Raw genomic sequence first — 18,801 nt, 5'->3', positions numbered from 1 at the left:
ATGAGTCGCGACAATTGGGAAGCCTTGCATCAGAGTGGTTCTAAGCGATTACTCTGGTGCAAGGCTATGTTTGTTTGCGGGATTGTGTTGGCCGGCTTTGCCTGTATTGTGGCACTATTCCCACAGTTTGGGGTTGCCAGATCGTTGAGTGTCTACCTTCCCTTCGCTCAGGTGTTAGCCTTCCCGCAAGCACTGGGGCTGGTGATACTACTCCTTGGCGGGTGTGCTACCGGTGTCGGTTGGTGGAGGCGATGGCCAAGACTTGCCCTAACTTCTTGTTTAGTGTGGATTGTCGCGGGAGCAGGATTTTTGTTCGCACCGAATGGTATCCCACATCAGGTCAGCGACCAACAACATTCCACTGTTGCAGAGAGGAACCTGACGGTCGTTACGTTTAATACGGGATCAATGCTGGCCACCAGCGATTTCCAACAACTTGTCAGTACATGGGATCCCGACATCATCGTTTTGCCCGAAACGTCCGGCTATGAGCTTCGTGAAGCGATAGAAACGTCAAACTATGACGGCCAGCTCTTTGAAACTCGTAATGATGGTCTTCCGAACACTTATACAGGGCAAATCGCCCCCACGTCAGTCGTAGTACATAAAAGGCTTGGAGCAGCGCACTTTACACGAGGCCCGGTAACATCATTCGGAACAGTTGCCATCGAGTTTGAGGATGCTCGGCTTCCTGTGATTCTAGGGCTACATACAGCACCACCGTTGCCTAGACTTATGAATCAGTGGCGAGATGACATCAATCGTGTCGTTGAGTTTGGGAGCTCGATACAAAAACCGCTCATAATCGCGGGCGACTTTAACGCCACTCTTCGCCACGGACCTCTTGCCACTAGAGGCAGGCTTATTGATTCGCAAGAGCTCTGTTCAACCACCCCCACTGGTACGTGGCCAGCTGGTGCGCCCAACCTTTTAAGATCACCCATCGACCATATCTTCGTAACACAAGGAATAACAGCCCACTCCTGTCAAGTGCAGCAGATTGGTTACTCCGATCACCTCGCTTACAAAACTCAAGTAGCTGTTCAATGAGTGTTTGAGCACTGCTTAGAGTTGATGCCTCTAATCATTTTCGCATCATAAAACGCGCTTTAAGCGATTCTGAGAGCCTTAGATTCCCGGTGGAAGTTTGAGAGTAGTTTTTCTTCCTTTCGACGCTCTGCGGGGTTTACAGGCCCGTAGGGGGCATGAAATCTCTAGCGCCTAGGCCATGGGCTGGCGGGCTAGGCCCTCCGCGCGCAAAAATCCCGAATCAAACCCCGGATTGACCTATTAAACCCAGGAAGGAGGTGGACTCGTGGCCAAGGACGGTACCAACCGCGGCGGCAGACGCGTCCGCGCCGGCGCGAAAACCCGATCCCCTCAAGGACAAGCTCGAAGCCGGCAAACCCGCCTCCAGGCTGCTCGAACCCGTCGACCGGGACCCTTTCGGCCTGGACGGTGTGGACATGGGTGAAGGCGCTGTACTCGACGGGAAACTATGCCCGAACCTTCCGCCTATCTGTCCGCGACACAGCGTGATGGTCAGCCGCTGCTGGCTGGGGAGCTCTACCGGGAAACCTGGGCCTGGCTCGACGCACGCGGTGTTGCATCCTTCGTATCCCGAAGATTGATTGAGGCCTACGCCCAGGCGTTCGCCCGCTACATCCAGTGCGAGGAGGCGATTACCAAGTTCGGCCTGCTCGGTACGCACCCAACCACGGGGGCTACGATCGCGTCCCCGTTCGTCGCTATGAGCCAGAGCTTTTCTAAGCAGGCGAATGTGTACTGGTACGAGATCTACGAAATTGTCTGCGCCACCAGTACCCGTGAGTACGCAGGAGCCAGCCCTGCGGATGAGTTGATGGAGTGCCTGCTCAAATCCCGCTAACCCCACAGACCTGCTGCGCTTCACTCGTCCTTTTGTTGTTGCCCATCCCGGTGAATGCCGGGGTGGGCATTTCTTGCCCCTATCCACTTCCCAGTTGATTGGAGTGCACCCGATGCCCACTGTTCGTACCGGTGAGTCGACCTGTATTGGTCACCCGGACAAGCTCTGCGACCTCATCGCCGACACCATCCTCGACGACTTGCTCGTCACTGACCCGGCGGCGCGGTGCGCGGTGGAGGTCATGGCGACCAAGGGCCGCATCATCGCCGCAGGCGTTAGCACCTCCCTCGAAGCCCGCGACGGGAATGAATCCGCGTTCGTGCTCACCGGTGCTGGCGACCAGGACACCGTCTACGGCTACGCCACCGCCGAGACCCGCGAGCGCCTTCCCCTGCTACTCGTGATCGCGCACGACATCTGCAAGCGCCTGGATACCGCACGGGTGGATGGGGGTGATCCGGGGTATCGGCTCGGACGGCAAATCTCAAGTCTCCTTGCGTTACGACGATGACGGCCACGCCACCGACGTGGAAGCAGTTGTCGTCTCGATCCAACACACCAAGGACACGGATTTGGAAGAGCTTCGCCGCCAGGGCACGACCCTCATCATCACCCCAGCCTTTGTATCCACCGTGACCACCTGTAGTCCAGGGTAAACACCGGTTCTGCATGCAGAACCGGTTTTCTTATGCCCCGATGTGACCCTGGAATAAATGCCCGCTACAATGATCAACCTGAACCGCTTGAGTGGTTACTGATTCGGTTCATACCGTGGCGGTTTTGCCGCCTACGGGGCGTGGCGCAGTTTGGTAGCGCACCTGCTTTGGGAGCAGGGGGTCGCAGGTTCAAATCCTGTCGCCCCGACAAAGGCGGGCCCGTTTTGTACGGGCCCGCCACTTATAAGCACTGAAACTCGTTGATGGAAACAAGTACAGGAGAAACCCGTGAAGACTAACGTCGAAAAGCTCAGCGACACCCGCGTTAAGCTCAACGTCAGCGTGCCGTTCGACGAGCTTGGCCAGGAGATCGACCAGGCATACAAGGCGATCTCCCAGCAGGTCAACATTCCGGGCTTCCGTCGCGGCAAGGCTCCGCGCCAGCTGATCGACGCTCGTTTCGGCCGCGGTCCGATCCTGGAGCAGGTTGTCAACGACATGCTGCCGACCCGCTACGAGCAGGCTCTGGCAGAGAACGACCTGAACCCGCTGGGCCAGCCGGAGATTGAGGTCACCAAGATCGAGGACAACGACGTTGTCGAGTTCACCGCTGAGATCGACGTTCGTCCGGAGATCAAGGTGCCGGACTTCTCCAAGATTGAGGTCACTGTTCCGGAGCTCAAGGTTGACGACGAGGCTGTTGACGCCGAGCTCGACTCCCTGCGCGAGCGTTTCGGTGAGCTCAAGGACACCAAGCGCAAGATGAAGACCGACGACTTTGCGGTCATCGACCTTGAGGCTTCTATCGACGGCGAGAAGCTCGATGACGCTTCCGCTGAAGGCCTGACCTACCGCGTTGGTGCCGACGACCTGATGAAGGGCCTGGACACCGCTCTTCGTGGCATGAAGACCGGCGAGGACAACGAGTTTGAGACCGAGATCCAGTACGGCGAGAACAAGGGCAAGAAGGCGACCGTCAAGGTCCACGTCCAGCAGACCAAGGAGCGCAAGCTTCCGGATCTTGACGACGAGTTCGTCCAGATGGCGTCCGAGTTCGACACCGTCGACGAGCTGCGTGAGTCCACCCGCGAGCAGGTTGAGGAGAACGCGAAGGCGAAGCAGGCTGCTGACATTCGCGACGAGGTCCTCAAGGCTGCCCTCGCCCAGGTTGAGTTCGCGCTGCCGGAGTCGATCGTCGACGAGCAGGTGCACAACCAGCTCCACCAGCTGCTCGGCCAGATGGCTCACGACGAGAACGCACTGGCGCAGCTGCTTGAGGCTCAGGGCACGACCCGCGAAGAGTTTGACAAGGAGTCCCGCAAGCAGGCTGAAGAGTCCGTGCGCACCCAGCTGTTCCTCGACGCTGTCGCAGAGGAAGAGCAGCCGGAGGTTTCCCAGCAGGAGCTCACCGACCACATCCTGTTCACCGCACAGTCCTACGGCATGGACCCGAACCAGTTCGTGGCTCAGCTGCAGCAGTCCGGCCAGATCGCGAACCTGTTCTCCGACGTGCGTCGCGGCAAGGCCCTCGCCGCCGCTATCTCTCGCACCTCGGTGAAGGATGAGGCTGGCAACAAGGTTGACCCGAACGATTACTTCGGTGAGATCGAGGAAGAGGACGAGGCTGCTGAGGAGCAGTAACCCCCTCTAAACCAAGGGTTTTTGGGCGGCCGGAAGCGAACTTTCGCTTCCGGCCGCTTTTTGTTTGGGGCGTGGGGTCGTCGATAAGAGTTGCCCGTACGCCGGTAGCGAACAAGGTTTAGCTACCTCCCGTGCGCGAGTAGGGTGGTGGCGTTACACGACGAACTAGCGAAGGAGCATCTGTTATGACTTCCCCGACTCAAGGTATGAACCTGGGAGACTCGGTGTACGAGCGCCTCCTGCGGGAGCGCATTATTTTCCTGGGTCAGCAGGTGGATGATGAGATTGCCAACAAGCTTTGCGCCCAGATTCTGCTGCTGTCGGCTGAGGATCCGACGCGCGACATCAGTCTTTACATCAACTCGCCGGGCGGTTCCGTGACCGCAGGTATGGCGATTTACGACACGATGAAGTACTCCCCGTGCGACATCGCTACCTACGGCATGGGTCTGGCTGCTTCCATGGGCCAGTTCCTGCTGTCTGGCGGCACGAAGGGCAAGCGTTACGCGCTGCCGCACGCACGCATCATGATGCACCAGCCTTCCGCAGGTGTTGGCGGCACTGCTGCTGATATTGCGATCCAGGCTGAGCAGTTTGCCGCGACGAAGCGTGAGATGGCTGAACTTATCGCAGAGCACACCGGCCAGACCTTCGAACAGATCACGAAGGATTCGGACCGTGACCGTTGGTTTACCGCGATGGAGGCCAAGGAATACGGCATCGTGGACCACGTCATCGAGAATGCCGCCATGGCTGGCGAGCACGCGATTGGCGACTAAGGCAAGCAACGAGAAGAGGAGACTTTTACTATGACTTTCCAAATGCCCAGCTCCCGCTACGTGCTGCCGCAGTTTCTGGAGGAGACCAGCTTCGGCACGAAGCAGATTGATCCGTACGGCAAGCTGTTTGAGGAGCGCATTGTGTTCCTTGGCACCCAGGTTGATGACACGTCGGCGAACGACATCATGGCCCAGCTGCTGGTCCTGGAGTCCCAGGATCCGGACCGTGACATCACGATGTACATCAACTCCCCGGGTGGTTCGTTTACCGCGTTGATGGCGATTTACGACACGATGCAGTACGTCCGTCCCGACGTGCAGACGGTGTGCCTCGGCCAGGCTGCATCCGCCGCCGCAGTCATCCTGGCTGCCGGTGCGCCGGGTAAGCGTGCGGCGCTGCCGAACTCGCGTGTGCTGATCCACCAGCCGGCTACCCAGGGCACCCAGGGTCAGGTGTCGGACCTGGAGATCCAGGCGGCTGAGATCGACCGTATGCGTCGTCTCATGGAGAACACGCTGTCGCACCACACGGGCCGTACGCCAGAGCAGGTTCGTATTGATACCGACCGCGACAAGATCCTCACCGCTGAGGAAGCTGTGGAGTACGGGATCATCGACCAGGTCTTCGACTACCGCAAGCTCAACGGCTAAAAAGAAAGGCGCCCGCAAGGGCGCTTTTTAGCTTTACGACGACACCCTCACCGGCGTCGCACCACAACCACCTACTGTTCGGTTGGGGTTTCCACGACGTCGGCGGAGGTCGGCGCTGCGTCGTCGCAGAACTTCACTGCGTTACGGATGGCTTCTGGTGCGCCCTCGAAATCGCCGCGCGACCAGCACACGCCGTCTGCGGTGTTTTGTGGGTCTACAGACGCCCAACCGTTACCCCGTGCGACCCAGTAGTAGTCCTGACCGTCAGGTGTGACGGTACGGGCCCATTCACGGTCGCAGAAGGTGCTGTATTCGTCGCTGGCGCCCTGCGAGCCTTGTGCGGGCCATGCGCAGGCAGCCCCCGGCTCGTCCGGTGCGGGAGCGACCTCTGGCTCGCGTGCGGAACCGCCGGAGTTGCCGGATCCGCTCGAGCTGCGGCGACTGCTGCTGGACTTGGTGGACGACTTCGTCGTGGTGGACGTCTTCGACGAGGAGCTCGAGGAGCTCTTCGTGGTTGTGGACGAGGAGGTTGTGGTCTCGTCGTCTTCCTCGGTCGTGGTGGTCGTCGGGGTGGGGGTGGCTGTTGTGCTGGTTTGGGGGAAATCCAGCACCGGTTCAGCAATGCGTGCCTCGTCGTCCGAGCCGCCGCAGGCGGAAAGCGCCGGGACGGCGATGAGCGCTGCGGCGATGGTGGCAAGTGCGCGGCTGCGTTTCACGGGTACGGATTTCCTTTCAGACACATCAAAGAATGTGTCTAGGCTAGCTGATCGTTCCGAGGACAATGCGCTTAGTTTAGTCCCACCGCGTTTTGGGTGCGTGGGACGGGAACAGGGATGTGTCGTCGTGCGTTGTAGGGTGTGGGGTTCAGCACCCACTAGACTTGGGGAAGATTTCGGCGAGGGAACGGGAGTAGATACGCGCATATGGCCACTACGCATGACAGCGCTAGCCTTCTGAAGTGCTCTTTCTGCGGCAAAAGCCAGCAGCAGGTCCGCAAACTGATTGCGGGCGGAGGCGTCTACATTTGCGACGAATGCATCGAACTGTGCAACGAGATCATCGAAGAGGAGCTCGCCGGCGCAGAACGCCAGGAGGAATCAGGAGAGCGTTTGCCGCGCCCTTCGGAGATCACTGCGTTTCTGGACGAGTATGTGATCGGCCAGGATGCGGCCAAGCGCACGCTTGCTGTGGCTGTGTACAACCACTACAAGCGCATTAAGGCGGAGGAGTCGAACCTTTCGGCCCGTGCGAAGGACGAGGAAGTGGAGATTTCCAAGTCCAACATCTTGCTGCTTGGCCCGACGGGTTCTGGCAAGACCTATCTCGCGCAGACGCTGGCGCGCATGTTGAATGTGCCGTTTGCGATCGCGGATGCCACCAGCCTGACCGAGGCTGGCTATGTCGGCGAGGACGTGGAGAACATTCTGCTGAAGTTACTGCAGGCGGCAGACTTCGATGTGAATCGTGCGCAGCACGGCATCATTTACGTCGACGAGGTGGACAAGATTTCCCGCAAGTCCGAAAACCCGTCGATTACCCGCGACGTTTCGGGTGAGGGCGTGCAGCAGGCGCTGCTGAAGATCCTGGAGGGCACGGTTGCGTCCGTGCCACCACAGGGTGGACGTAAGCACCCAAACCAGGAGTTCATCCAGGTGGACACGTCGAACATCCTGTTCATCGTGGCCGGCGCGTTCGCTGGCCTGGACAAGGTGATCGCGGAGCGCGTGGGCAAGAAGGGCATCGGCTTCGGGGCGGAGATCGATTCGAAGTCGGAGCGCGACGAGGCGAACATGATGGCGCAGGTGCAGCCGGGCGATCTGGTGAAGTTCGGCCTGATCCCCGAGTTCATTGGCCGTTTGCCGATCATCGCGCACGTCGATGATCTGGATCGCGACTCGATGAAGCGCGTGCTTACGGAGCCGAAGAACTCGTTGGTGAAGCAGTACAAGCGCCTGTTCGCGATGGACGGCGCGGAACTGACGGTGACCGACGAGGCGCTCGGTGTGATCGCGGACAAGGCGGCGGAGCGCAAGACCGGTGCTCGTGGCCTGCGTGCGATCATGGAGGAACTGCTCGTTCCGGTGATGTACGAGTTGCCGGACCGTGACGGCGTCGCTGAGGTTGTGCTGGATGAGGCAGCCGCTCGCGGGGAGGGCGAACCGAAGTTCATTGAAGAAGAAAAGCAGCGCTCCGCGTAACGCAGTTCGCTTAGACTAGGCCGCCGTCGTCGCTGTAGACGTCGGCGGTTTCTTCTTCCGCAGTGGGGGTGGGTTCGAGGTAGGACTCGTAGCCGGAGTAGGGGATGTTGGACGTGAGGAACGTCAGCACGGTGTCGATGACCATGCGGCGCATGCCGTCGACGTTGCGGCGGCTTGCAAAGTCCACGTCGCTGACGCTCAGTGCGGTCAGGCTGTTGCCCACGCGGAAGAAACACAGCGATGCGACCAGCGTGAGCAGATCGACAGCGGAGATACCGGGGCGGAATGCTCCCGCGTCTTGGCCTGCGAGCAACAGACGTTCAACGTGGAGGAGTACTTCGTTCTCGCTGACAAGCGCTGCGGCGTCTTCTTCGGCGGCGACGGGGTCGAGGTTTTCACGCAGGACGAGGCGCACACCGTCGGGGTGGTCCAAAAACGCGTGGTAGAGGGCGTCGATGTAGCGGCGCATCCCCTCGACGGGGGCGGCGTAGGAGCGGGTGGCGATGTCCTGAGGCGGGGTGATGCGAGCACTTGCCACCTTGAGCGCTGCGAGGTACAAGCCGCGCTTGTTACCAAAGTGGTAGTGGATCATGCGCTTGCTCATGCCCGTGGTGCGTGCAAGCGCGTTGAGTTTGACGTCGTCGTAACCGTTGTGGGCAAACGCGACAATCGCGGCATCGACGACAGCACCGGGGGAAGGGGAGGTGGCAGTCTCGGGTGCGGCGGTGTCGGCCATGTCCGTGGGCTCCCTTTCGGTGTGGTTCGGTGTGGTGGGGTCGTCGATACGCTTCTTTGCTTCCTCTCATCGTGCACCACTTGGCAGATCAGTGGCGCAGTACCGGCCAATGTTGCCCCCTGTGGGGGTAGGTTGAAGGGGAAACAGAAACAGAAAGAGGAGGCCTCATCATGTCCCAGACCCCCGCAAACGTCGTTGTTACCGGCGCAGCAGGCAACATTGCGTACTCGTTGCTGTGGCGCGTGGCAGCAGGCGACGTCTTCGGCCCCGATCGTCCGGTGAACCTGACGCTGCTGGAGATCCCGGAGGCAGTGCGTGCGGCTGAGGGCACGGCAATGGAGCTCAACGACTCGGCGCTGCCGCTTCTGAACAAGATCACGGTGACCGACGACGCAAACAAGGCATTCGACGGTGCGCAGGCGGCGTTCCTGGTGGGGGCGAAGCCGCGCGGCAAGGGGGAGTCGCGCGCGGACATGCTGGCTGCAAACGGCAAGATTTTCATCGGACAGGGGCAGGCGATCAACAACGGTGCTGCGGATGACGTCCGCGTGCTGGTGGTCGGCAACCCGGCGAACACGAATGCCTACATTGCGAACAAGGCGGCGCCGGATGTGCCAGCGGATCGCTTCAACGCGCTGATGCGTTTGGACCACAACCGTGCGCTGTCGATGCTCTCCCAGCAGCTCGGGGTGTCCTCGACTGCCATTGAGCGCCTGACGGTGTGGGGCAACCACTCGGATACGCAGTTCCCGGACATCACCTACGCCACGGTGGACGGCAACCCGGTTGAGGTGGATCGTACCTGGTACACCGACGAGTTCATCCCGCGCGTGGCCAAGCGTGGCGCGGAGATCATCGAGGTGCGCGGCAAGTCCTCGGCGGCGTCTGCAGCGTCCGCATCCGTGGATCACATGCGCGACTGGGTGCAGGGCACGGCTGGCAAGTGGACGACGGCTGCGTTGCCGTCGACCGGCCAGTACGGGGTAGACGAGGGCCTCGTGTTCGGGTTCCCGGTGACGGGTGAAAACGGTGCGTGGGAGGTCGTCGACAAGCTGGAGTTGAGCGACGATCAGCGTGCGCGTATCGACGCCAACATCACCGCCCTGAAGGACGAGGCGGCGATCGCCGACAAGCTGTTCTAGGCGGCTCGTTAAGATAGGTCGCGTGACTGACAAAAATCTGAACCGCACTGACGCGCTGCCGAAGTCGTGGGAGCCCAGCGACCACGAACGCGACCTTTACGAAGGCTGGGTCAAGGCAGGCTATTTCACTGCCGACGCCCACTCTGACAAGCCTGCGTACTCCATCGTGCTGCCGCCGCCGAACGTGACGGGTCAGCTGCACATGGGCCATGCTCTTGACCACACGCTGATGGATTCCCTGGTGCGCCGCAAGCGCATGCAAGGCTACGAGGTGCTGTGGCTGCCGGGCATGGACCACGCAGGCATTGCTACCCAGACCAAGGTTGAGGCGAAGCTCAAGGCCGAAGAAGGCAAGGACCGCTACGACTACGGCCGTGAAGAGTTCATTGACCGGGTGTGGGAGTGGAAGGAGCAGTACGGCGGCACGATCACTACGCAGATGCGTGCGATCGGCGATTCCGTCGACTGGTCTCGCGAGCGCTTCACGCTGGACGAGGGCCTGTCGCGCGCCGTCCAGACCATTTTCAAGCAGCTCTACGACCGTGACCTGGTGTACCGCGATTACCGCCTGGTCAACTGGTCGCCGGTGCTGGAGACCGCCGTGTCCGACATTGAGGTGGTGTACAAGGACGTCGAGGGCGAGTTCGTCTCTATCCGCTACGGCTCGCTTGACGACGACGAGCCGCACCTGATCGTCGCCACCACCCGTGTGGAGACGATGCTGGGCGACGTCGCCATCGCTGTGCACCCCGACGACGAGCGCTACTCACACCTCATCGGCGAGGTCTTCGAGCACCCGCTGCGCGAAGGCATGCAGGTCAAGGTCATTGCCGACGACTACGTGGACATGGAACTCGGCACCGGTGCGGTGAAAATCACCCCGGCGCACGACCCGAACGACTACGAGATGGGTCTGCGCCACGACCTTGAGATGCCGATCGTCATGGACGAGAAAGGTCGCATCGCCGATACCGGCACCAAGTTTGACGGCATGAGCCGCGAAGAAGCCCGCGTCGCCGTGCGCGAGGCGCTGGCTGAGCAGGGCCGCATTGTCAAGGAAGTGCGCCCGTACGTCCACTCCGTGGGCCACTCGGAACGCTCCGGTGAGCCGATCGAGCCGCGCCTGTCCCTGCAGTGGTTTGTCAAGGTCGACGAACTGGCCAAGATGTCCGGCGACGCCGTGCGCGAAGGCGACACGAAGATTCACCCGAAGTCGATGGAGAAGCGCTACTTCGACTGGGTGGACAACATGCACGACTGGACCATTTCGCGCCAGTTGTGGTGGGGCCACCGCATCCCGATCTGGTACGGCCCGGAGGACGAAAACGGTGAGCGCGACGTGGTCTGCGTCGGCCCGGACGAAGAGCCGCCGGCAGGCTACGAGCAGGATCCGGACGTTTTGGATACCTGGTTCTCGTCGGCACTGTGGCCGTTTTCCACGATGGGTTGGCCGGACAAGACCCCGGATTTGGAGAAGTTCTTCCCAACCACCGTGCTGGTCACCGCATACGACATCCTGTTCTTCTGGGTTGCCCGCATGATGATGTTCGGCACCTTTGCAGGCTCGACCACCCCGGAGATCCTGGGTGAGGGCAAGGATGGCCGCCCGCAGATCCCGTTCGAGCACCTGTACCTACACGGCCTGGTGCGCGACGAGAAGGGCCGCAAGATGTCGAAGTCCTTGGGCAACGGCATCGACCCGATGGATTGGGTGGAGCAGTACGGTGCGGATGCGCTGCGCTTTGCCCTGGCCCGTGGTGCGAACCCGGGTGTGGACCTGCCGATTGGCGACGACCACGCCACCGCTGCCCGCAACTTTGCCACCAAGCTGTTTAACGCCACCAAGTTCGCGCTCATGAACGGCGCGCGCGTGGACGCGTTGCCTGCACGCGAGGTGCTGACCGACGCTGACCGTTGGATCCTGGATCGAGCCGAGGAAGTCCGCGCCAAGGTGGACGCCTACCTGGACGATTACCAGTTTGCCAAGGCCAACGAGGCGCTTTACCACTTCGCGTGGGATGAGCTGTGTGACTGGTACCTGGAGATCGCCAAGACCCAGATCCCGCGGGACGAGGCTGACGCCTCGTCGGAAGAGAAGGACCGTGGCGAGAACACCAAGGTTGTGCTTGGCCGTGTGATCGATGTTGTGCTGCGCCTGCTGCACCCGACGATGCCGTTTATCACCGAGGTGCTGTGGAAGGCACTGACCGGCGGCGAAACGGTGACGCTCGCGCCGTGGCCGACCGCAGAGGACACCAACGGTGGTGCCGCGACCGATGAGGACGCTCGCCGTCGCATCGAAGATTCGATCAAGCTCATCACCGAGCTGCGTCGCTTCCGCTCTGATCAGGGTGTGAAGCCGTCGCAGAAGGTGCCGGCTCGCCTGGACTTCGCTTCGGCTGATCTGGTTGGCCAGGAGGCAATGGTGCGCCAGATTGCGAAGGTGACGGCGCCGGAGGATGACTTTGAGGCCTCGGCAAGCATTGAGATGCGCCTGAGCAAGGTCAACCTGGACGTCGCGTTGGATACTTCCGACACCGTCGATGTCGCTGCGGAGCGCAAGCGCCTGGAAAAGGAGCTTGCGGCGGCGCAGAAGGAGCTCGACACCACTGGCGGGCAGCTCGCCAATGAGCAGTTCTTGGCTAATGCGCCGGCGCAGGTCGTCGAGAAGATCAAGGCGCGTCAGAAGGTCGCACAGGAAGAGTTTGAGCGCGTCACGGCTCGTCTTGAGGCGCTGAAGTAATGGCGGATAAGTCGTTCGACCCGGAAGCGCGGGCAGCGTACGAGGCACTTCGAGCACAGCTTGGCGACGACGCCCTCGAGGGCATCGACATCGCCGACCTCGAATCCGGCCGTGACACCGACTTCGGCCACCTGGAGATGACCGATCACGGCATCACGCTCAACCTGGCCGACATGTCGGCCGAAAGTGGCGCGGACGGCTCCGACGCCGAAGCCGACATTGACGAGCCCGCACCGACCCTGGCGCCGGAGGGTGACCACCCGGACTTTGACACGGTGGTTGCCAAGTTGGATGCGCGTGCGGCGGCGAATGACCCGAACCCGTCGCTGGATCGCATTGCGATGCTGATGGATCTGCTGGGCACGCCTCAGCAGTCCTTCAACGTTATTCACGTGGCGGGCACGAACGGCAAGACGTCGACGGCGCGCATGTCGGAGTCGATTCTGCGTGCGCTGAACCGTCGCACGGGGTTGTTCACTTCCCCGGAGTTGGAGCGTGTCACCGAGTGCATCCTCATCGATGGTGAGGAGATCTCCCAGACCCGTTTCGTGGATGTGTGGCGCGATATTGAGCCGTACGTGGACATGGTGGACGCGCACTTCCGTGAGCGCGGCGAGGCTGAGATGAGCCGCTTCGAGCTGCTTGTCGGTATCGCGTACGCGGCGTTCGCGGACGCACCGGTGGACGTTGCGGTCATCGAGATTGGCATGGGGGGCACCTGGGATGCGACGAACGTGGTGGAGGCGGACGTCTCTGTCATCACCCCGATCGGTATCGACCACCAGCGTTTCCTCGGTGAGACGATCGAGGAGATCGCTGCGCACAAGGCCGGCATCATCAAGGCGCGTGAGCGCGACGGCTACGGACCGGCGGAAAACATCGCCATCGTTGCTGAGCAGGAGCCGGAGGCGATGCAGGTCATCCTGGAGCGCGCGGTGGAAACCGGCGCTGCGGTGGCGCGACAGGGGCGCGACTTTACTATCGACGACTCCTCCGTCGCCGTCGGCGGCCAGCAACTGTCGCTGCAGGGGCTTGGCGGAGTCTACGACGACATTTTCTTGCCGCTTTCCGGCGCACACCAGGCAGAGAACGCTTCGGTGGCGCTGGCTGCGGTGGAGAGTTTCTTCGGCGTGTCCCGCGAGCACCCGTTGGATATGGATTCGGTGCGCCAGGGCTTCGCGGAGGTGAAGGTGCCTGCGCGCGTGGAGCGTGTGCTGGGTGATCCGGTGGTGCTCATCGACGCCGCCCACAACCCCCACGGTGCGGCCACGCTTGCCGAGGCGATGCAGCGCGACTTCAACTACCGGTCCGTCATCGGCGTGGTGTCCATCTTCGCGGACAAGGATGCTCGCGCGATGCTGGCAGCGCTCGAGCCGGTGCTCGCGGATGTGGTGGTCACCCAGAACACCGACCCGCGCGCGATGGATGCCTACGAGTTGGCGGAGATCGCCTACGAGATCTTCGGCGATGAGCGTGTGCGTGTCGACGACAACCTGCCCTCGGCGATCGAACTCGCCATCGAGTTGGCCGAGGAGGAAGGCCCCGAAGGCGTCGGTGTGCTCATCGCCGGCTCCGTTGCCACCGCAGGTCAGGCGCGCACCTACCTGCGTTCGTCGCGGGGTGTGCAGTGACCGCGCACCTGCTGTTGCCTGGCACGGCGCCTGTGATTGTTACGGCGCCGCACGCCGTTGAGCAGCAGCGCGACGGCAAGATCAAGCTTGCGGAGCCCGCGACCCGTTGGCTCGCGGAGCAACTCCACGAGCACGCAGGTGCTACAGCGTTGATCAAGACCGACGCGGATAAGGCGGATCCGAACTCGGACGAGCACAGTCCGTTCCGGGACGTCGCGGTGCGCGAGGTCGAGCAGCGCGGGATCGTTGCGGGCATCGACTTGCACCAGATGAACCCGGACCGGCCCGATCAGGTGATCCTGGGCACCGGTCGCGGGCGCAACATCCACGATGATTGGCGGGTGCGCGACATTGTGGTCGCCGAGTTCAACGCGTGCGGTGTGCCCGTGCTTGTCGACGAAATCTTTCCCGCAATGGGGCTTCACCGCGTGTCCTCCGACGTCGCGCTGCGGACCAACATCCCGTATGTGCAGGTGGAGATGAACAGTGCTGCGCTCGACGAGGGGCCGCGCGAACATATGCTGGCTGCCCTGACTCGCGTAGTGCAGCGCTTTGCGGAGGAATTGGCGTGAAACCGACCTGGCTGGTGACTAACCGATGGCTGCACTGGGACAAGTTTGAGTGGCAGTTCGACCAGATCATCGGGGCATCACACGGCCAGATTGAGCGTGTGACCACCGACTACGCGGTTACTCATTTGGACAACCTTCCCGAGGTGGCCTTCATCATGGATAAGGATGTCGCCGCGGTTGCGCAGTTGGAGGCGTTCGGGGTCAGGTGCGTGAATTCGTCGCAAAGCATTGCGCTGTGCGACAACAAGGCGTACACGCATGCGGCGCTGACTCGGGCGGGGATCGCGCACCCGAAAACGATCACCGCGCCGCTGGTGTATCGCAACCTCGAGGCGGAGGAATGGGCCAACAGCGAGTTTGTTGCCGCGGTCGAACACTCCCTGGGGTTTCCGGCGGTGGCGAAACATGCCGTCGGGTCGTGGGGCAGCGGGGTGTTTCTTGTGGAAAACCGCGACGAGCTCATCGACGTGCTGCGTGAGGCGTACCCCTCACCGGTGATTGTGGAGGAGTACGTCGCTGGCTCGCACGGCCGCGACGCGCGGATCTACATGGTGGGCGACACACCCGTCGCAGCGATGCGGCGCTTTGGCCAAGGTGGAGATTTCCGCGCCAACATCACCGGTGGCGGGCGTGCGCAAACCTGGGATCCCCCGGCCGAATACGTCGACGTTGCGCGTGCCGCGATGACAGCGCTTGGGCTGGATGTCGGCTCGGTGGACTTCCTCGACGCGCAAGAACCCCTGGTCGGCGAGGTGAACTCGAACGCACAGTTCGCGTCGCTGACGCAGACCACCGGAATCGACGTCGCAGCAGCAGTCGTTGAATATCTGGAGCAGCTTTGACCGAAAGGACAGGGGCGTCTGGCCGCGCGAGCGTATCGACGAGTCCCGCGTTGCCGTTCATTGTCTACCTTGCGGCGGCGCCGCGCCGGGCGCAGGTTATGGATGCCAGCTAGGTCTGGCTACGATTACCACCATGGCGAGAAAGCAGACGCAGCAGGAAATGGGCCCACTTGGGCCCGGTCACGCTCCGGTGAAGGATCCGATGGCTGGGCTTACCGGTGTTCTTTCCGGCACGTTGATCATGGAAGCGATCACGGTGCTGCTCATTCTCACGGTGATCCTCAAGGTGGATGAGGGCGAGCACTGGACCACATTTAACTGGGTCTACATCACCGTTGTTGGTCTGGCCCATGTGGTGATGGCTGCGTTTCAGCGCAAGCCCGGCGCCCTGTGGATTGACCTGGCGTTGCAGGTTCCACTAATTTTTGGCTTTTTCATCCACTGGTCGGTGACCGCTGTGGGCGTGATCTTCGGCATCGTGTGGTACTTCATCATCCAAATGCGCTCGGAGATGATTCAGCGCATGCGTCACGGTTACCTGGTTACTCAGCACCTGGGGACGTAAGTTCGCGCCGCAGGATTTTGCCTGCTGCGCTTCGGGGGATCGCATCGACGAAGGTGACCATTCGCACCTTTTTGTAGGGGGTGACGCGCTCGGCGACCCAAGCCATGATGGCGTTGTCGCTCAGCGCTTGTTGCGTGACGACGAACGCACGTGGCACCTCCTCAACCACCCCGTCCACCGTTCGGCGGTGACCTGTCACGGCGACATCGTCGATATCGGGGTGGGTGAGCAAGAGCGCTTCGAGTTCTGCGGGGGCGATTTGGAACCCGTGGTACTTGAACACGTCCTTGGCGCGGTCGATGATAGTGACCGTTTCATCCTCGTTGAGCCGGGCGATGTCGCCGGTGTGCAGCCAACCGTCCTGGATGGCGTTTGCGGTGGCAGCCGGGTTGTCCAAGTAGCCACGCATGAGTTGGGGCCCGCGCACTAGGAGTTCGTTGTCCTCGCTGAGGCGGAACTCGGTGTTGGGGATGGCGAACCCGATCGTGCCTGGGTCTGACTTGCCGGAGATGCCGACGTGGGTCACGGGTGCGGATTCTGTGGTGCCGTAGCCCTGCAGGATTTCCACACCGATGTGGCGCTCGACTTTGCGCGCCAGGTTCGTATCCAGCGATGCCGCGCCGCACACCAAAAAACGGGTGGTGGCGAAATCTTCAGGGGTGGGGTGATTGGACAACGCGAGTGCAAGCGGGGGAGCGATGTAGGACACATCGATTGCGCGGCCGCGGTGGGCAGCGGTGAACTCTGCAAGGTTGAAGCGGGCCGCGGTGGTGACGTGTCGGCGTGCGGTCAGCGACGACAACAGCAGTGTGTTGAGCCCATAGATGTGTGAAAACGGCAGAGGGGCGATCACACCACCGCCCCGGCCGATGCCGCTTGCAGCCAGTGCTGCGTTGAACTGGGCGGCGTTGGCGGTGATCGCGACGTGGGTTAACTCCACGCCTTTCGGCAGGCCTGTGGTGCCGGAGGAAAACGGAATCACCGCAACGTCGTCAGCGCTTCCGACGGGTTCGAACTCGCCGGGGCGGATGTCCTCGGCGGTGACGCGGTCGGTGGTGTGGGCGAGGGTTGCGAGGTGGTTCGCTTCGTCGTCGATAAGCGAATGCCCAATGACGCACACACGTGCGCCAGTCGCGGATACGCCGAGGAGGCCCGCGGCGAAGTTGATGGAGTTCGGCATGCGCAGCTCGACGACGCTGCCCGGGCCCACGCCGCGCGCGGCGAGCGAGGACGCAGTGCCGAGCGCCAACGCACGCAACTGCGGGTACGTGACTGTGCGGCCGGTGTCGATCTCCGTAATTGCGGGGGTATCCGGCAGCGCCTCTTCATCCGCCGCAAAGACAGACGCGAACAGGGTTGTCCCCGGTAGATCAATATCCGGAAGTGGGCTGCGGTGACACATGGGGGCAAGACTACGGCATAGCCAAGACGTGCAACACGTGTCGGGTTGGGTAAGATTGCGAGCCATGACTGAACGTACTCTGATCCTGATCAAGCCGGACGGCGTGGCAAACGGCCACGTCGGCGAAATCATTTCCCGCATCGAGCGCAAGGGCCTGAAGCTGGTCGAGCTCGACCTGCGCACCGCTGACCGCGAGACCGCTGAGAAGCACTACGCAGAGCACAAGGACAAGCCGTTCTTCGGCGATCTGGTCGACTTCATCACCTCCGCTCCGCTGGTGGCTGGCATCGTCGAGGGCGAGCGCGCCATCGAGGCGTGGCGTCAGCTCGCTGGCGGCACTGACCCGGTGTCCAAGGCAACCCCTGGCACCATTCGCGGTGACTTCGCCCTGACCGTTGGTGAGAACGTCGTGCACGGCTCTGACTCTCCGGAGTCCGCTGAGCGCGAGATCGCTATCTGGTTCCCGAACCTCTAAGCGGTAAGTCCGCTTCCCGGCACCGTGCCCCGTGTGAGGGGCGCAGGTGCCGTTTTCGTTTCTACGAAGCGAAACTCTATGATTTTCTACGGCTTTTATTGGATTTAAAGAAATCGCATGTCTACACGATGCGATGGAGGGTAGATGGCAACGTCATCACGGTCCGAGCAGGCGCGCGCGATTGAAAAGCGCGCAGCAATTCTTCACGCAGCAACTGAATTGCTGCTCAACGAGGGGCTCCGCGGCGTGACCCACCGGCAGGTGGCCGCCGAAGCAAAAGTGCCGGTCGGGTCGATCGGTTACTACTATTCCACGCGCGAAAAGCTCGTGGTCACATGCCTGGATCAGCTTTTTGAGTCCCGCCGTAAGGTGTTCCACGAGATCATGGGTGGCAGCGTCGACCTGAAGGACCCTGTGCAGTTCGCTGAAGCGGTTGTCAATGTCATCTCGTGCGCACAAGCAGAGCGCGTACGCCAGACGGTCTACGCTTTCGTCGATTCCGAACGCGAGCCGGGCGAAGTGCAGGCGTTTTCCTCCGCTGGTCTTGAGGAGCTCAAGGGCATGGTCACCAAAATGATGGAACAGCATGGTGTAGAACAGCTGAGCTCCGCTCGCATTGTCCAAGTTGCGGTCGGTGCCGCGGTGACCGAAAACCACCGCGACGCCCCGGTTTCTGCGGTAATTGATCTCCTGCGCGTCGCCGAGCAGTAGCGTCGCGTATCTGTGGCACGAAAGTTGTGCAAGAATGAGTCTCAGGCGACGAGCAAGGATGACTCGGAGCTGAGAAACTTTTGCATACCCGTGGCACACGATGTTCCGCGCGGCTGCTCGGTAGTCTTGCCGGCGCCCGGACATGACGGTTGGCCACGGCAGGAACACT

The 18,801-nt window shown here is 61.6% G+C and carries 19 protein-coding genes and 1 tRNA gene; 17 read left to right on the top strand and 3 right to left on the bottom strand.

Annotated features, from left to right (window positions below; genetic code table 11):
- From CCOY_RS09430 to CCOY_RS09395, 8 genes are all read left to right on the top strand, one after another.
- On the top strand, nucleotides 1-1,050 hold the full coding sequence (locus tag CCOY_RS09430; protein WP_092100524.1) for an endonuclease/exonuclease/phosphatase family protein: 1,050 nt from the start codon (nucleotides 1-3) through the stop codon (nucleotides 1,048-1,050).
- A gap of 448 nt (nucleotides 1,051-1,498) precedes the next feature.
- Complete coding sequence (locus tag CCOY_RS09425) at nucleotides 1,499-1,888, top strand: P27 family phage terminase small subunit (protein WP_244268629.1); 390 nt, start codon at nucleotides 1,499-1,501, stop codon at nucleotides 1,886-1,888.
- Between the two features lie 112 nt (nucleotides 1,889-2,000).
- Nucleotides 2,001-2,399, top strand: a complete 399-nt coding sequence (locus CCOY_RS09420; protein WP_254179416.1) for an S-adenosylmethionine synthetase N-terminal domain-containing protein — start codon at nucleotides 2,001-2,003, stop codon at nucleotides 2,397-2,399.
- Nucleotides 2,383-2,544 carry a hypothetical protein gene (locus CCOY_RS09415; RefSeq protein ID WP_254179415.1) on the top strand — a complete coding sequence of 54 codons (162 nt, stop codon included), beginning with the start codon at nucleotides 2,383-2,385 and terminating at the stop codon, nucleotides 2,542-2,544. The genes CCOY_RS09420 and CCOY_RS09415 overlap by 17 nt, the downstream gene beginning before the upstream one ends.
- 134 nt (nucleotides 2,545-2,678) lie before the next feature.
- A tRNA-Pro gene (locus CCOY_RS09410) sits at nucleotides 2,679-2,752 on the top strand.
- Between the two features lie 80 nt (nucleotides 2,753-2,832).
- Nucleotides 2,833-4,185 (top strand): trigger factor, encoded by a 1,353-nt coding sequence (gene tig, locus CCOY_RS09405; RefSeq protein WP_092100522.1) that lies wholly within the window; start codon nucleotides 2,833-2,835, stop codon nucleotides 4,183-4,185.
- 185 nt (nucleotides 4,186-4,370) lie between these two features.
- Nucleotides 4,371-4,964, top strand: coding sequence for an ATP-dependent Clp protease proteolytic subunit (locus tag CCOY_RS09400; RefSeq protein WP_070421293.1), 594 nt, complete (start codon nucleotides 4,371-4,373; stop codon nucleotides 4,962-4,964).
- Between the two features lie 30 nt (nucleotides 4,965-4,994).
- Complete coding sequence (locus tag CCOY_RS09395) at nucleotides 4,995-5,615, top strand: ATP-dependent Clp protease proteolytic subunit (protein ID WP_070421294.1); 621 nt, start codon at nucleotides 4,995-4,997, stop codon at nucleotides 5,613-5,615.
- A gap of 71 nt (nucleotides 5,616-5,686) precedes the next feature.
- Here the strand turns inward: CCOY_RS09395 and CCOY_RS09390 are convergent, their stop codons facing one another.
- The gene (locus CCOY_RS09390) at nucleotides 5,687-6,331 is read right to left on the bottom strand and encodes a hypothetical protein (protein ID WP_092100520.1); all 645 of its coding nucleotides are present in this window, start codon (nucleotides 6,329-6,331) and stop codon (nucleotides 5,687-5,689) included.
- Nucleotides 6,332-6,538: 207 nt separating this feature from the next.
- Between CCOY_RS09390 and clpX the strand changes: the two genes are divergently transcribed.
- Nucleotides 6,539-7,813, top strand: a complete 1,275-nt coding sequence (clpX, locus tag CCOY_RS09385; RefSeq protein ID WP_070421296.1) for an ATP-dependent Clp protease ATP-binding subunit ClpX — start codon at nucleotides 6,539-6,541, stop codon at nucleotides 7,811-7,813.
- A 10-nt stretch (nucleotides 7,814-7,823) separates the two neighbouring features.
- On the opposite strand, the gene CCOY_RS09380 is transcribed toward clpX, so the two are convergent.
- Nucleotides 7,824-8,549 (bottom strand): TetR/AcrR family transcriptional regulator, encoded by a 726-nt coding sequence (locus CCOY_RS09380; protein ID WP_070453686.1) that lies wholly within the window; start codon nucleotides 8,547-8,549, stop codon nucleotides 7,824-7,826.
- A 170-nt stretch (nucleotides 8,550-8,719) separates the two neighbouring features.
- Between CCOY_RS09380 and CCOY_RS09375 the strand changes: the two genes are divergently transcribed.
- From CCOY_RS09375 to CCOY_RS09350, 6 genes are all read left to right on the top strand, one after another.
- The gene (locus tag CCOY_RS09375; RefSeq protein WP_092100518.1) at nucleotides 8,720-9,691 is read left to right on the top strand and encodes a malate dehydrogenase; all 972 of its coding nucleotides are present in this window, start codon (nucleotides 8,720-8,722) and stop codon (nucleotides 9,689-9,691) included.
- Nucleotides 9,692-9,713: 22 nt separating this feature from the next.
- Nucleotides 9,714-12,434: a valine--tRNA ligase gene (locus CCOY_RS09370; protein ID WP_208856567.1), complete on the top strand. Its 2,721-nt coding sequence runs from the start codon at nucleotides 9,714-9,716 to the stop codon at nucleotides 12,432-12,434.
- Nucleotides 12,434-14,065, top strand: a complete 1,632-nt coding sequence (locus tag CCOY_RS09365; protein ID WP_092100514.1) for a bifunctional folylpolyglutamate synthase/dihydrofolate synthase — start codon at nucleotides 12,434-12,436, stop codon at nucleotides 14,063-14,065. Before CCOY_RS09370 ends, CCOY_RS09365 begins: the two co-directional genes overlap by 1 nt.
- Entirely contained in the window at nucleotides 14,062-14,637 is a 576-nt protein-coding gene (locus CCOY_RS09360; protein WP_092100512.1) for a hypothetical protein, read from the top strand. The genes CCOY_RS09365 and CCOY_RS09360 overlap by 4 nt, the downstream gene beginning before the upstream one ends.
- Nucleotides 14,634-15,479, top strand: a complete 846-nt coding sequence (locus CCOY_RS09355) for an ATP-grasp domain-containing protein (protein WP_092100510.1) — start codon at nucleotides 14,634-14,636, stop codon at nucleotides 15,477-15,479. The genes CCOY_RS09360 and CCOY_RS09355 overlap by 4 nt, the downstream gene beginning before the upstream one ends.
- A gap of 133 nt (nucleotides 15,480-15,612) precedes the next feature.
- Nucleotides 15,613-16,044 carry a DUF4233 domain-containing protein gene (locus CCOY_RS09350; RefSeq protein WP_092100508.1) on the top strand — a complete coding sequence of 144 codons (432 nt, stop codon included), beginning with the start codon at nucleotides 15,613-15,615 and terminating at the stop codon, nucleotides 16,042-16,044.
- Here CCOY_RS09350 and CCOY_RS09345 read toward each other — a convergent pair.
- Entirely contained in the window at nucleotides 16,022-17,446 is a 1,425-nt protein-coding gene (locus tag CCOY_RS09345; protein WP_092100506.1) for an AMP-binding protein, read from the bottom strand. The two genes, CCOY_RS09350 and CCOY_RS09345, sit on opposite strands and share 23 nt — an antisense overlap.
- Nucleotides 17,447-17,510: 64 nt before the next feature.
- On the opposite strand from CCOY_RS09345, the gene ndk reads away from it, so the two are divergent.
- Both ndk and CCOY_RS09335 read left to right on the top strand, forming a co-directional pair.
- Nucleotides 17,511-17,921 carry a nucleoside-diphosphate kinase gene (gene ndk / locus CCOY_RS09340; RefSeq protein WP_070421306.1) on the top strand — a complete coding sequence of 137 codons (411 nt, stop codon included), beginning with the start codon at nucleotides 17,511-17,513 and terminating at the stop codon, nucleotides 17,919-17,921.
- 144 nt (nucleotides 17,922-18,065) lie between these two features.
- Nucleotides 18,066-18,632, top strand: a complete 567-nt coding sequence (locus CCOY_RS09335; protein ID WP_092100504.1) for a TetR/AcrR family transcriptional regulator — start codon at nucleotides 18,066-18,068, stop codon at nucleotides 18,630-18,632.
- Nucleotides 18,633-18,801: the final 169 nt, after the last annotated feature.

This window comes from Corynebacterium coyleae (genome assembly GCF_030408635.1).
GTDB lineage: Bacteria > Actinomycetota > Actinomycetes > Mycobacteriales > Mycobacteriaceae > Corynebacterium > Corynebacterium coyleae.
The sequence above is the reverse complement of the archived record's forward strand: the minus strand, read 5'-3'. Positions and strand labels throughout refer to the sequence as shown.